General features: G+C 70.8%; 15 protein-coding genes. 9 read left to right on the plus strand and 6 right to left on the minus strand.

All coding sequences use genetic code 11. From position 1 onward, the window contains the following. The 6 genes from ACZ3KJ_RS34225 to ACZ3KJ_RS34250 all read right to left on the minus strand — a co-directional run bounded on the left by ACZ3KJ_RS34225 (position 1) and on the right by ACZ3KJ_RS34250 (position 6,947). Complete coding sequence (locus ACZ3KJ_RS34225; protein WP_355284212.1) at positions 1-1,338, minus strand: glycosyltransferase 87 family protein; 1,338 nt, start codon at positions 1,336-1,338, stop codon at positions 1-3. A gap of 150 nt (positions 1,339-1,488) precedes the next feature. Beyond that, positions 1,489-2,193 carry a hypothetical protein gene (locus tag ACZ3KJ_RS34230; protein WP_365017190.1) on the minus strand — a complete coding sequence of 235 codons (705 nt, stop codon included), beginning with the start codon at positions 2,191-2,193 and terminating at the stop codon, positions 1,489-1,491. A gap of 92 nt (positions 2,194-2,285) precedes the next feature. Next, positions 2,286-4,331, minus strand: a complete 2,046-nt coding sequence (locus ACZ3KJ_RS34235) for an ATP-dependent DNA helicase (RefSeq protein ID WP_355284207.1) — start codon at positions 4,329-4,331, stop codon at positions 2,286-2,288. 56 nt (positions 4,332-4,387) lie between these two features. Beyond that, positions 4,388-4,924 (minus strand): DMP19 family protein, encoded by a 537-nt coding sequence (locus ACZ3KJ_RS34240; RefSeq protein ID WP_355284205.1) that lies wholly within the window; start codon positions 4,922-4,924, stop codon positions 4,388-4,390. 86 nt (positions 4,925-5,010) lie between these two features. Then, positions 5,011-5,577 (minus strand): isochorismatase family protein, encoded by a 567-nt coding sequence (locus tag ACZ3KJ_RS34245; protein WP_355284202.1) that lies wholly within the window; start codon positions 5,575-5,577, stop codon positions 5,011-5,013. Between the two features lie 116 nt (positions 5,578-5,693). Next, positions 5,694-6,947, minus strand: a complete 1,254-nt coding sequence (locus tag ACZ3KJ_RS34250; RefSeq protein ID WP_467532793.1) for a nicotinate phosphoribosyltransferase — start codon at positions 6,945-6,947, stop codon at positions 5,694-5,696. Between the two features lie 121 nt (positions 6,948-7,068). Between ACZ3KJ_RS34250 and clpS the strand changes: the two genes are divergently transcribed. From clpS to rph, 9 genes are all read left to right on the plus strand, one after another. Next, entirely contained in the window at positions 7,069-7,419 is a 351-nt protein-coding gene (gene clpS, locus ACZ3KJ_RS34255) for an ATP-dependent Clp protease adapter ClpS (protein WP_355284197.1), read from the plus strand. A 13-nt stretch (positions 7,420-7,432) separates the two neighbouring features. Then, positions 7,433-8,002, plus strand: a complete 570-nt coding sequence (gene aosR / locus ACZ3KJ_RS34260; protein ID WP_355284194.1) for an oxidative stress transcriptional regulator AosR — start codon at positions 7,433-7,435, stop codon at positions 8,000-8,002. Between the two features lie 24 nt (positions 8,003-8,026). Then, positions 8,027-9,085 (plus strand): P1 family peptidase, encoded by a 1,059-nt coding sequence (locus ACZ3KJ_RS34265; protein ID WP_355284192.1) that lies wholly within the window; start codon positions 8,027-8,029, stop codon positions 9,083-9,085. A 114-nt stretch (positions 9,086-9,199) separates the two neighbouring features. Further along, entirely contained in the window at positions 9,200-9,619 is a 420-nt protein-coding gene (locus ACZ3KJ_RS34270; RefSeq protein ID WP_355284262.1) for a M67 family metallopeptidase, read from the plus strand. A 35-nt stretch (positions 9,620-9,654) separates the two neighbouring features. Continuing rightward, positions 9,655-9,933 (plus strand): MoaD/ThiS family protein, encoded by a 279-nt coding sequence (locus ACZ3KJ_RS34275; RefSeq protein ID WP_355284190.1) that lies wholly within the window; start codon positions 9,655-9,657, stop codon positions 9,931-9,933. Position 9,934: 1 nt separating this feature from the next. Further along, on the plus strand, positions 9,935-10,897 hold the full coding sequence (locus ACZ3KJ_RS34280; protein WP_355284187.1) for a PLP-dependent cysteine synthase family protein: 963 nt from the start codon (positions 9,935-9,937) through the stop codon (positions 10,895-10,897). A gap of 62 nt (positions 10,898-10,959) precedes the next feature. Then, positions 10,960-11,679, plus strand: a complete 720-nt coding sequence (locus tag ACZ3KJ_RS34285) for a rhomboid family intramembrane serine protease (RefSeq protein WP_467532775.1) — start codon at positions 10,960-10,962, stop codon at positions 11,677-11,679. 69 nt (positions 11,680-11,748) lie between these two features. Continuing rightward, positions 11,749-12,513: a cyclic nucleotide-degrading phosphodiesterase gene (locus ACZ3KJ_RS34290; RefSeq protein ID WP_355284182.1), complete on the plus strand. Its 765-nt coding sequence runs from the start codon at positions 11,749-11,751 to the stop codon at positions 12,511-12,513. 44 nt (positions 12,514-12,557) lie between these two features. Further along, on the plus strand, positions 12,558-13,322 hold the full coding sequence (rph, locus tag ACZ3KJ_RS34295; RefSeq protein ID WP_218716805.1) for a ribonuclease PH: 765 nt from the start codon (positions 12,558-12,560) through the stop codon (positions 13,320-13,322). Position 13,323 lies beyond the last annotated feature (1 nt).

Raw genomic sequence — 13,323 nt, forward strand, 5'->3', positions numbered from 1 at the left:
TCAGTCCACCATGGCCGGGCGGTCGTCGTCGGGGTGCGCCCCGCCGGCGACGCGCGGCGGCCGGATCGCGCGGGAGAGTTCTTGCGCGGCAGGGGGATCGATGACGGTCGGTTCGATCGGCTCGGGGCGTCGGCGCGGCGGCGTCGAGCGGACCAGGTGGACGACGCCGATCAGCACGATCAGGTAGACCACCACGTAGATGTTCATCATCACCTGCGCGCCCGGCCACCACGGCGGCAGCAGGAAGGTGCCGACACTGACCCAGGTGGGGGTGTAGGTGTAGGTCCACGCCGCGATGGCGAGGTACAGCGCGCCCGCCGCGACCCACCAGCGGCCGCGGGTCTGGGCGCGATGGATCAGATAGACCGTCAGCGGGACGAACCAGACCCAGTGGTGCCCCCACGAATACGGCGAGACCGCGCAGGCGGTGAGCCCACCGAGGGTCACCGACAGCAGCGGTTCGTCGCGGCGCACCAGCTCGGCCGCGAGCCACAGGGCGAGCAGCGCGATCGGGACGGCGATCAGCAGCCACAACCAGACCGGGGCGGGCCCGTGCACGAGGTGGGCGACGGCGCCGCGCAGCGACTGATTGGCGGGGTGGACATCGGGGGCGATGCGACCGGACTGGAAGAACGTCGAGGTCCAGTACTGGTACGAATCGCTCGGCAGGACCAGGGCGGTCAGGCCGATCGTCGCGGCGAAGGTGAGTGCGGCGGTGGCCGCGGCGCGCCACTGCCGTTGCGCCAGATACTGGGCAACGAAGAACAGCGGGGTCAGCTTGATGCCCGCCGCGATGCCGACGCCGAGACCGCGCAGCCTGCTGTGCTCGGCGCGGGAGAAGTCCCACAGCACCAGCAGCATGAGCCACAGATTGATCTGCCCGTAGTAGAGCGTGGTGCGCACCGGCTCGGCGAAGACGAACGCCAGCATGATCAGCGCGCTGACCACGGCCAGGCGCGGCGTCACCCGGTAGCCGAGCATCCGCCAGCTCTGCAGCACACAGGCGAACAGCACGGCGAGGTTGAGGACCAGCCAGGTCGTGGTGACGGCCGACCACGGCACCAGCACCAGCGGAAGGAAGGCCAGCGCCGAGAACGGCGTGTAGGTGTAGAGGAGTCCGTAGTGCGTCGGCTCGATGTAGAGCGCCCGATCGTGCAGCACCCGCCAGCCGCCGTCGCGGTAGATGTGGACGTCGAGGCCGCCGACGAGGATGCCGCCGCTGTCCATCCACGGATCCATGGTGGTGAACAGCAGAGTCACGCCGAGGACGGCGGTACCGAGTAGCAGGAGGAGCGTCGAGACCGTGCGCGGGAACTCCGCGCGTCGAGATTTCTCCACCACTGCCGTACTACCGGCCGGCTCGCATCGTATGCACGACTAAGAACCTACCGCCCGCCCGTCGGAGTGGCGCGGTGTGGCCCGCCGTTGGTAGGCGATCCCTATGAAACTGGTTCGGCCTGGCGGCGAACCGAACTCGGAAAGGCCCGGTCACGCGGCCGGTTGCAGGACCAGCATGGTGTCGGCGCCGTGATGGAATTCGTAACGGGTCTTGCGCAGCGCGGTGGGGACGCCCTTGTCGTGGAGTTCGGTGCGCAGCCCGGCGATGAGGTCGTCCAGTGGTGCGCCGGTGTAGTCGAGCAGGGGATAGAGCCGGGCCTCGCCCTCGGTGACGCGGGACAGTTCGAGCAGGGCGGACAGGTGGAATTCGGCGTCGAGGCGGTCGGCATAGCTGAACAGCAGGTGTGAGCTCAGCGACAGATCGAAGGATTTGTCGGGGAACGGGAGTTCGGGCAGGCTCGCGGCGATGTAGCGGTCGGGCGCGGCGCGCAGATCGGCGGCGAAGCGCCGGGCCGCGCCGCGCCGGATCGCGGCATGGCCGTCGGGGGAGCCGTACCAGTCCCAGCGGTAGCGGTGGGCATTGGCGGCGGCCCAGGCCACGGCGCGGTCGTTCTCGGTGACGGCGTCGACGGCCAGGTCGGTGGTCGGACGGGCATAGATCGGATCGATCGCGGTGACCGTGGCCCCCAGGGCGGTGGCCTCGGCCGCGAAACTCGCTGCGCCACCGGGGCAATCGAGCACCCTGCGGCCGGTGAGATCGTCGTCGGACAGGTGAAACATCGCGCGGTACTCGGCCAAAGATCTTGCACTGACCAGAAATTCGCCGAGTACCTCGCCATCGGCGTGGTGCTTCATCACCCAACGTTCTCACGAGTTGCGTTCGCCCGGCGGTGAATTCACGGGTGTGGTCATGCCGATTGCAAGACCGGGTGTAAAAGTCCCTCAGCTCACGCGGACGCGGTGAGCCTGCGCAGCGCCTTCGCGACCACCTCGGGGTCGGTGGTCTCCCAGTACGGCGGCAGCGAAGCGCGCAGGTAGCCGCCGTAGCGGGCGGTGGCCAGCCGCGAATCGAGGATCGCGACGACGCCGCGATCGTCGACGCTGCGCAACAGCCTGCCGGTGCCCTGGGCCAGCAGCAGCGCCGCGTGATTGGCCGCCACCGTCATGAAGCCGTTGCCGCCGCGCGATTCCACCGCCCGCTGGCGGGCGGTGAGCAGCGGGTCGTCGGGGCGGGGGAACGGAATGCGGTCCAGGATCACCAGACTCAGCGACGGGCCGGGCACGTCGACGCCCTGCCACAGGGTGAGCGTGCCGAACAGCGACGTGGCCGGGTCGTCGGCGAACTTGCGCACCAGCGCGCCCATCGAGTCGTCGCCCTGGCACAGCACCGGGGTGTCGAGCCGCTCGCGCAGTGCCTCGGTGGCGGCCTTGGCGGCGCGCATCGAGGAGAACAGGCCGAGCGTGCGCCCGCCCGCGGAGGTGATGAGCTGCTCGATCTCGTCGAGGTAGGCGGGGGCCAGACCGTCGCGGCCCGGCGCGGGCAGGTGCTTGGCGACGTAGAGGATGCCGGACTTCGCGTGATCGAACGGCGAACCGACATCGAGGGAACTCCAGCGCACCGACTCCAGGTCGGCGGGCGCGGTGGCGCCGTTGGCCAGTGCCGGGTCGACCTTGCCGCCGGACTGCGAGGGCAGGCCCCAGGTGATCGCGAGCCCGTCGAACGAGCCGCCGATCTGCAGGGTGGCCGAGGTGAGCACGACGGTCGCGGTGCCGAACAGCCTGCTGCGCAGCAGGCCGCCCACCGACAGCGGCGCCATCCGCAGGGTGCGGCGGGCGACGCCGCGGATCTCGTCGGCCGAGAGCCAGATGACATCGCGGCGCGCGGCCGGATCGGCCTCCTCGAACGCGGTCAGGGTGCGCACCGCCGCGTCGTGCACGTCGTCGATGGCGGCCACGGCCATTGTGCGGGCGGCGGCGTTGTCGGGATCGTCGGTGGCCTTCACGCTGCCCGTCGGGGCCAGGGCGGTGCGCGCGTTCCAGGCGGCGTCGCGGACCAGCGCGAGGACGGGCGCGATGCCGTCGGGCAGCTGGTCCCAGCGGCCGGGCGGCATGTCCTCGAGCGCTTCGTGGAACGCCTCGGCGGCGCCCTCGAGCCGGTCGACCTCGCGTTCGTCGATGAGCTTGGTGCAGCGGCGGGCCGCGGCGCTGATCGCGGTCGCGGCGAGTTCGGCGGTGGCGACGCCGGTGACCCGGTCGACCAGTTCGTGCGCCTCGTCGATCACCACGACATCGTGTTCGGGCAGCACCTGGATGCCGCTGATCGCGTCGATGGCCAGCAGCGCGTGGTTGGTCACCACGACATCGGCCTGGGCCGATTCGGCGCGCGCCTTCTCGGCGAAGCAGTCCTGGCCGAACTGGCAGCGGGTCTTGCCGAGGCATTCGCGCGAGGACACGCTGACCTGACGCCAGGCCCGGTCGCTCACGCCGGGAGCGATCTCGTCGCGGTCGCCGGTCTCGGTGTCCGACGCCCACTCGTTGAGCCGCTGCACCTCGCGGCCCAGCTTGGAGATGGCGAAGGCGTCGAACAGTTCCGCCTCGCCGCCGGTGTCTTCGGGGATCACGCTGTTGATCTTGTTCAGGCACAGATAGTTGTTGCGGCCCTTGAGGATCGCGAACTGCGGCACCCGGCCCAACGGCTTGCTCAGCGCGTCGGCCAGGCGCGGCAGATCGCGGTCGACGAGCTGACGCTGCAGGGCGATCGTCGCGGTGGAGACCACCACGGTGCGCCCGGTCCGCACCGCGTGCCGCAGGCTCGGCACCAGATAGGCCAGCGATTTACCGGTGCCGGTGCCCGCCTGCACCGCCAGGTGCTCCTTGGTGTCGATCGCGTGGTCGACCGCCGTCGCCATGGTGGTCTGGCCGGTGCGTTCCTTGCCTCCCAGGGCATGCACGGCGGTGGCGAGCAGGTCGGCGACGGGAGGAAGTTCGGGCACGCTGGCAGCTTATCCGCCCCCTCGGACAAGTCCGATCGGCCGACGGCGAGCCCCGGTCAGGACTCGCGGACGAAGTCGTCGAGGTTGGCGCGGATGTAGTCGAGGACGCGCTGTTCGAAGTCGGCCGGTTCGTTGATGTCGTAGATCTCGTCGGGGTCGTCGGCGCGGGCGCCGTCGGGGCGGCGGATCTGGCCGGGGTTGGCCAGGGTCTGGTGTTCGTCGTCGAAGAAGCGGTCGAGGGCGTCGTCGGGGGAGCTGGGGGAGGCGTCGCGGGCGGCCAGGATCGCGGCGGCGGCCAGGCGCGGCATGCCCGCGGCGCGCAAACCACGGGTGGCCCAGGGGAGTTCGCCGCGCCGGGTGCGCAGGTAGCCGCTGAAGCCGGTGTCCAGGACGCTGGTGTGCAGGCTCGACAGGGCCAGCAGGTGGGCGAAGGCGGGCGGGAGTTCGGCGAAGGCGCCGACGCCGCGACGCTGGAGGTCGTCGGTGACGGGGTTGGACCAGAAGACGATGTCGGCGGCGTCGTGGATGGAGTCGATCTCGGCCAGCGCCGTCGTCAATCGGGCGCGCGCCTGCGCCGGGAATCGGTAGTCCATGGGGGCAGGCTAGCCGTGTCCCACCCGCTCGCCGCGAGCGGTCACGCGGCTGCCCGCGCCGGGAGCCGGTCGCGCCGAGGACCGGGTCAGGCGGGGATTTCGCCCGACAACTCGACGCCTGCTTCGCGCAGCGTGGTGAGCGCGGTGGCGACCGTCGCCGGGGCGACGCCCGCGGTGAGGTCCAGCAGGATGCGGGTGCCGAACCCGGCGGCGCGGGCATCGAGCGCGGTGGCTCGGACGCAGTGGTCGGTGGCGATGCCGACGACGTCGACGGTGTCGATCGAGCGGGCGCGCAGCCAGTCGGCCAGGGTGGTGCCGTCGGCGGCCGCGCCTTCGAAGCCGGAGTAGGCGGCCGAGTACTCGCCCTTGGAGAAGATCTCCTCGATCGAGCCGGTATCCAGGGCGGGATGGAAGTCCGCGCCCGGCGTGCCGACCCGGCAGTGCGGCGGCCAGGTGTCGACATAATCGGGCTCGGTGGAGAAATGTGGACCGGGGTCGACGTGATAGTCCCTGGTCGCGACCACCGCGTCGTAGCCGGCGCCCGCGACGAACTCGCTGATCGCCGCTGCCACGGCGGCACCACCCGCGACGGCGAGCGAGCCGCCCTCGCAGAAGTCGTTCTGCACATCCACGATCACCAGACCGCGTGCCATGCCGTCCTCCACTTCTCCGCCGGTCCGAACTCGCGCGACGGTCGCGTCACGCCGGGCCTCGACGACATCATTCTCCGCTGCCTATGCCGGTGCGGCCACTCAGCCGCGCGTGGGCCTCAGCCCAGGAAGGTCGTCGGTACCGCGGGCTCGCCCGCCGACAGCTTGAGCCCCTCCCACGGCAGGCTGACCAGCCCGCGCGCGACCAGCTCCCGGCTCTGCGCCAGCGTCGCGACACCGTCGACCACGGCGCCCTTGCGGACCAGCGGCACCAGCAGCTCCCTGGCCTGGAAACCGTTGGTGGCCGGTGCTTCTCCGTCGGCGGGGTAGATGATCTCCTCGACGATCGTGCCGGTCGCGCGGGCCAGCCGGACCGCCTTCTTGGTGCCACCGCGCGACTGCTTGTGACTGCTGCGCTTGGCCACCGGGATGCCGTCGACCTCGACCAGCTTGTAGACCATGCCCGCGGTCGGCGCGCCGGAGCCGGTGACCAGCGAGGTGCCGACGCCGTAGACGTCGACCGGTTCGGCGCGCAGGGCCGCGATCGCGTACTCGTCGAGATCGCCGGAGACCACGATGCGGGTGCCGGTGGCGCCGAGCCCGTCGAGCTGGTCGCGCACCTGCCTGGCCAGCACGCCGAGATCACCGGAGTCGATCCGCACGCCGCCCAGCTCGGGACCGGCCACCTCGATCGCCGTCGCCACGCCCCTGGTGATGTCGAAGGTGTCGACGAGCAGGGTGGTGCCGACGCCGAGCGCGTCGATCTGGCTGCGGAACGCGGCCGCCTCGTGCTCGCCGTCGGCGCCGCTGTGCAGCAGCGTGAACGCGTGCGCGCTGGTGCCCGCGCCCGGCACGCCGAAGCCGCGCACGGCTTCCAGGTTGGAGGTGGCGTCGAAACCGGCCAGGTAGGCGGCGCGCGAACTCGACGGCGCGGCCAGTTCGTGGGTGCGCCGCGAGCCCATCTCGATCATCCGCCTGCCCGCCGCCGCGCTCACCATGCGCGCGGCCGCCGAGGCGATCGCGCTGTCGTGATTGAGGATCGACAGGGCCAGCGTCTCCAGCAGCACACATTCGGCGAAACTGCCGCGCACGGACAGGATCGGTGAGCCGGGGAAGTACAGCTCACCCTCGGCGTAGCCGTCGATATCGCCGGTGAAGCGATATTCCCGCAACCAGTCGACGGTGGCCGGGTCGAGGAACCGGGCGACCACGTCGAGCTCGGCGGGACCGAACCGGAAGTGGGTCAGCGCGTCGAGCAGCCGCCCGGTACCGGCCACCACGCCATAGCGGCGACCGTGCGGCAAGCGCCTGGCGAACACCTCGAAGGTGCACTGCCGATGCGCCGAGCCGTCGGCCAGGGCGGCGGCGAGCATGGTCAGCTCGTACTGATCGGTCAGCAGCGCGGTGCTGGCGAACTCGTCACGGATCTGCACACCGGAAACTGTAGTCACCGCGGGTGTTGTTTCTGTGTGGCCGCGTCGTACCCTGGGATTTATGGCCGTGTGCAATTCCGTTCGAGCCGGCGCCGTCACCGACGCCGTGAACGCCGCACTGTCAGCGGCACAGGCGACGCCGGAAGCGGTCGAGCAGACCGAGATCCTCGAGGCCGAGGACCGGCCCTGGGTCACCGTGGTCTGGGACGACCCGGTGAACCTCATGCACTACGTCACCTACATCTTCCAGAAGCTCTTCGGCTACAGCAAAGCCAAGGCGACCGAGTTGATGTTGCAGGTGCACAACGAGGGCAAAGCGGTCGTGTCCTCCGGATCACGCGACAAGATGGAGCAGGACGTCCGCCGATTGCACGCGGCGGGACTCTGGGCAACCATGCAGCGAGACGACTGAGTACCGTAACCCTGTGCGCAAGTGGAGCAGGAAGAACTCACTGAGTGGCCTGAAGCTTCGATCCGAGATGGACGAGCACGAGGCCACCGTTCTGCGCTCCCTGGTCGGCGCCGTGTCCGGCTTGCTCAGCGACCGCGCGGCCGAGGCCCCCGAGGACGAACTCGCCGCGCTGACCGGCCTGCGCACCGGCAACTCCACCCCGCCCGACGATCCGCAGCTGCTGCGCCTGCTGCCCGATTTCCACCGCGCCGAACCCGGGTCGCCCGACGCCAAGCGCGCCGACCTCAACTCCGCCCTGCGCAGCCTGCACGAGCCCGAGATCATCGACGCGAAACTGGCCGCGGGCCGGGTCGTGCTGGACAGCTGTCCCGAGGTGGGCGGCAAGATCGTGCTCACCCCCGAGCAGGCCGACGCCTGGCTGGCCGCGCTCACCGATGTCCGCCTGGCGCTGGGCACCCTGCTCGACATCGACGACGACACGCCCGAACACTTCGATCCGAGTGATCCGCGCGCGCCGCACCTGGACGTCTACCACTGGCTGACCTGGATGCAGGACTCGCTGTTGCAGGCGCTCGCGCCCTGATTTCCGCGCGTTAGGGTCGGGGGCATGAGCGGCGTTCCCGGTCCACGCAACGCGATCACCGATGTGTCCGGCGTGCTGGTCGGCCATCATCAGGTCCTCGACGACGACGTCACCCTCGGCACCGGCGCGGCGACCGGCTGCACTGTGGTGCGCGTCCCCGGCGGCGCGACCGCCGCGGTGGACGTGCGCGGCGGCGGGCCCGGCACCAGGGAGACCGACCTGCTCGATCCGGGCAATACCGTCCGGCAGCTGAACGCGGTCCTGCTCGCGGGCGGCAGCGCGTACGGGCTGGCCGCCGCCGACGGCGTGATGCGCTGGTCGGAGGAACACGGCGAGGGCATCCCGATGGATCCCACCGATCCGAGCCGGGTGGTGCCGATCGTGCCCGGCGCGGTGATCTTCGACCTGCCGGTGGGGGCGTGGCACATCCGGCCCGACGCCGACTTCGGTTTCCTGGCGGCCGAGGCGGCCGCGGGGGAGTTCGCGCGCGGTACCGCCGGTGCCGGGGTCGGGGCGCGGGCCGGGGCGCTCAAGGGCGGAATCGGTTCGGCGAGTGTGGTTCTCGCCGACGGGCCGGGCGCCGGGGTCACGGTGGGCGCGGTGATCGTCGCCAATCCGGTCGGCTCGGTGGTCGATCCGCGCACCGGTCTGCCGTGGGGCGTCGGCACCGACGGGCCCGACTTCTTCGGGTTGCGGCCCGGCACCGCGGCCGAGATCGCCGCGCTCGCCGCCCTGCCGGTGAAGGGCACCGTGCTCAACACGACCATCGGCGTCGTCGCCACCGACGCCGCGCTCGATCCGATCGCCTGCCGCAGACTGGCCACCACCGCGCACGACGGCCTCGCCCGCGCGATCCGCCCGGTGCATTCCCCGCTCGACGGCGACACCCTGTTCGCGCTGTCCACCGGCACGATCGAGGTGCCACCGATCCCGCTGCCCGGCGCGTTCCCCGGCGATCTGCTGCTGCTGGACCAGCTGTGCACCGCGGCGGCCGTGGTCGTGGAGCGGGCCGTCGTCGACGCCGTGCTCAGCGCGACCTCGATCGCCGGGATCCCGGCCTATCGAGATCTGTTTCCGCGCTGACTCCCCGCAGGTGGGGACCGGGATGCGCGCCGCGCGGAATAGCCGAATAGGGTGGGTCGTTGTCGAGGTGGTGCTCGACAGCACGCAGGCAGGTTTGTGGAAAGGGTCGAGGAAGTGCTGGTGATCAGGGCCGATCTCGTGGACGCGATGGTGGCGCATGCGCGCGCCGACCACCCCGACGAGGCCTGCGGCATCATCGCCGGACCCGAGGGCGGCGACCGGCCGGAACGCTTCGTCGCCATGGTCAACGCCGAGCGCTCGCCCACGTTCTACCGTTTCGACTCCGGTGAGCAGCTGAAGGTCTGGCGCGCGATGGACGACGCCGACGAGACCCCCGTGGTGATCTACCACTCGCACACCGCCACCGAGGCCTACCCCAGTCGCACCGACATCTCGTACGCCTCCGAGCCGTTCGCGCACTACGTGCTGATCTCCACCCGCGATCCGGAGCAGCACGAACTGCGCAGCTACCGCATCGTCGACGGCGAGGTCACCGAAGAGCCCGTGCGGATCGTCGCCTCCTACGACGCCTGAACCCACCGAAACGAAGTCACACCCGAGGAGTCCCCATGCCGGTAACCGTGTCCATTCCGACCATCATGCGAGGTCTCACCGGAGGCGAGAAGCGCGTCCAGGGTGAGGGCGCGACCCTGTCGGCCCTGATCGACAACCTCGAGGCCAACCACCCCGGCCTGGCCGAGCGGCTGCTCAAGGACGGCAAGCTCAACCGCTACGTCAACATCTACGTCGACGACGAGGACGTGCGGTTCGCCGGCGGGCTCGACGCCGAGGTGCCCGCGGACGCGTCGGTCACCATCCTGCCGGCCGTCGCCGGCGGCGCGCGCTGACGTGGCCCGCTACGAATCGCTCATCGCGACCCTCGGCAACACCCCGCTCGTCGGACTGAAGACGCTGTCCCCGCAGTGGGACGGCGACGATCACGTCCGCCTCTGGGCCAAGCTCGAGGACCGCAATCCCACCGGGTCGATCAAGGACCGGCCCGCGCTGCGGATGATCGAGCAGGCCGAGGCCGACGGCAAGCTCACCCCCGGCTGCACGATCCTGGAGCCGACCAGCGGCAACACCGGGATCTCGCTGGCCATGGCGGCCAAGCTCAAGGGCTACCGGATCGTCTGCGTGATGCCGGAGAACACCTCGGTCGAGCGGCGTCAGCTGCTCACCATGTTCGGCGCCGAGATCATCGATTCGCCTGCCGCCGGTGGGTCGAACCAGGCCGTGGCCATGGCCAAGGAGATCGCCGCGCAGAATCCGGACTGGGTGATGCTCTACCAGTACGGCAACCCGGCCAACGCGCTCGCGCACTACGAGACGACCGGCCCGGAACTGCTCGCCGACCTGCCCGAGATCACGCACTTCGTCGCCGGGCTCGGCACCACCGGCACCCTGATGGGCACCGGGCGATTCCTGCGCGAGAAGGTGCCCGGCATCGAGATCGTCGCCGCCGAGCCGCGCTACGGCGAGCTGGTCTACGGCCTGCGCAACATCGACGAGGGGTTCATCCCCGAGCTGTACGACGAGACGGTGCTGACCACCCGGTTCTCCGTCGGCCCGTACGACGCGGTGAAGCGCACCCGCGAGCTCGTCGGCGAGGAGGGCATCTTCGCAGGCATCTCCACCGGCGCGATCCTGCACGCCGCGCTCGGCGTGGCGAAGAAGGCGCAGAAGGCGGGCAAGCGCGCCGACATCGCGTTCGTCGTCGCCGACGGCGGCTGGAAGTACCTGTCCACCGGCGCCTACGACGGCACCCTGGACGAGGCCGAGGAACGCCTCGACGGCCAGCTCTGGGCCTGACGGCTCGGTACCCTGTGGGGAGTGGGCCCGGTGGCGGCCCGGCCTGAGCGGAGGCGATGTCGGTGAGCGGTGGCGGAGGAATCGGAGCCTCGTTCGATCCGGATCGGATCGCCGGGTTGCAGGGGCGGCCCGGCGCGACCCCGCCCGCCCGGCGCGAAGGCGTCCGGGCGTGGACGCGCGCGGCGGTCGTGATCGTCGCGTTCGTCGGGTCGCTGTACGTGATCGAGGGCGTCGACGCGGTGCTCTCGGCCGACCGGCCGAGCGGCGCGCCCGGTCAGCTCGACGCGGGCGGGATCGAGCCGCGCGAGCTCGACGGCCTCGACGGCATCCTGTGGGCGCCGTTGCTGCACGGTGGCTGGGATCACCTGATGGCCAACACCCTGCCGCTGCTGATCCTCGGCTTCCTGGTGCTGCTGTCCGGGATCGGGCGTGGCATCGCGGCCACCGCGATCATCTGGGTGGTCGCCGGGGTCGGCACCTGGCTGACCGGCTCGGCGGGCAGCGTGCACGTCGGCGCGTCGTCGCTGGTGTTCGGCTGGCTGACCTACCTGATCTGCCGCGGGTGGTTCGCCCGCAATGTGGGGCAGATCGTGCTCGGCGTGGTGATCTTCGCGCTGTACGGCTCGATGCTGTGGGGCGTGCTGCCCAGCGACCCCCTAATTTCTTGGCAGGGACATCTTTTCGGGGCGGTGGGTGGAGTCCTCGCGGGCTGGGTACTCTCTGGTGATGAACGTCGACGCCGCCGTGGAGCATCGGTCGGCCGCGCAGTACCTACGCGGTAGCCGGGGATCCGGTCTGGAAAATGGGGGGATCCTGCATTGAGCACCAGCACGTCGTGGCAGCATGGGGGCATGCGCCTTACCGTCCTCGGGTGCTCGGGCAGCGTGTCCGGCCCGGACTCCCCAGCGTCGGGTTACCTGCTGACGGGTCCCGACATGAGGCCGACCGTCATCGACTTCGGTCCCGGCATCTTCGGTGCGCTGCAGAAGTACCTGAACCCGGGTGATGTGGACATCTTCCTGACCCACCTGCACGCGGATCACTGCCTCGATCTGCCCGCGCTGCTGGTGTGGCGTCGCTACCACCCGAATCCGCCGCAGGGCCTGGCGCTGGTGCGCGGCCCCTCCGACGCCGCGCTGCGCATCGGCAACGCCTCCGCCGAGATCGGCGGCGAGACCGACGACTGGTCCGACGTGATCGACTCGCAGGCCTGGGTCGAGAACGTGCCGGTGCCGTTCGGTCCCGGCCACACCGTCGAGGCCCGCCGGATGTACCACCCGCCGGAGTCCTACGGCCTGCGGATCACCGCCGCCGACGGCCGCGTCTTCGTCTACACCGGCGACACCGCCATGTGCGACGCCGTCGTCGAGCTGGCGCAGGGCGCCGACGTGCTGATGGCGGAAGCCTCGTGGACCCACGATCCGGCCAATCGCCCGCCCGGCATTCACCTTTCGGGCACCGAGGCGGGCGAGATCGCCACCCGCGCCGGCGCCAAGGAACTGCTGCTCACCCACATTCCGCCGTGGACCTCGCGGGAGGACGTCATCGCGGAGGCGAAGGCGGCGTTCTCCGGCCCCGTCCACGCCGTCTCACCGGGCGAAACTTTCGACCTGTAGGGGTCTCGCACGCAGGCCCGCGCAGGCGGGCATAATCCAACACTGTGTCGAGACGAGCCGATGGCAGGGCGGATGACGAACTCCGCGAGGTAAGGATCACCCGTGGCTTCACCACGCACCCGGCGGGATCGGTGCTGGTCGAGTTCGGGCAGACCCGGGTGATGTGCACGGCCAGCGTCACCGAGGGCGTGCCGCCCTGGCGGCGCGACTCCGGGCTGGGCTGGCTCACCGCGGAGTACGCGATGCTGCCCGCCGCCACCCACACCCGCAGCGGCCGGGAATCAGTGAAGGGCAAGGTCGGTGGCCGGACCCAGGAGATCAGCCGCCTGATCGGGCGTTCGCTGCGGGCCTGCATCGACCTGGCCGCGCTGGGCGAGAACACCATCGCGCTGGACTGCGACGTGCTGCAGGCCGACGGCGGTACCCGCACCGCCGCCATCACCGGCGCGTACGTCGCGCTCTCGGACGCGGTGACCTACCTGGCCGCCGCGGGCAAACTGGCCGACCCGCAACCGATCTCGTGCATGATCGCCGCGGTCAGCGTCGGCGTCGTCGACGGCCGGGTGCGGCTGGATCTGCCCTACGAGGAGGATTCGCGCGCCGAGGTCGACATGAACGTGGTCGCCACCGACACCGGCACCCTGGTCGAGATCCAGGGCACCGGCGAGGGCGCGACGTTCCCGCGCTCGACCCTGGACAAGCTGCTCGACTCGGCGCTGGCCGGCTGTGAGCAGCTGTTCGCGGTGCAGAAGGAAGTACTGGCGCAGCCCTACCCGGGCGCGCTGCCCGAGCCGGCCGGTAAGAAGTAGC

This window comes from Streptomyces sp. NPDC003248, from assembly GCF_055563235.1.